The sequence below is a fragment of the Flavobacterium tistrianum genome (assembly GCF_003254545.1).
GTDB classification, from domain to species: Bacteria; Bacteroidota; Bacteroidia; order Flavobacteriales; family Flavobacteriaceae; genus Flavobacterium; species Flavobacterium tistrianum.
Map to the genome: position 1 here is coordinate 1 of NZ_QJRH01000010.1, position 240 is coordinate 240.

Sequence of the window (240 nt, forward strand, 5' to 3'; positions counted from 1 at the left end):
CGCAACGCCATCAGTGGGAACCTATAACGGAACTGTTTGGACAATAGGAAGCCTTGCCAACGGAGCGAGCGCAACCCTAAACATTGTTGCAACGGTTAACGCTTCTGGATCGTATGCCAATACGGCAACGGTATCAGCAAACGAGCAGGATCCAACCCTAGCAAACAATACTAATACAAGCACGCCAATACCAGTGGCTAGCAGTGATTTATCAGTTACGAAAACAGTTAATACCAGTTC

1 protein-coding gene is annotated in these 240 nt (G+C 47.1%); it reads left to right on the forward strand.

The features are described from left to right. On the forward strand, positions 1 to 240 hold a 240-nt coding region (locus DMB71_RS00050; protein ID WP_204251747.1), incomplete at both ends, for a DUF11 domain-containing protein.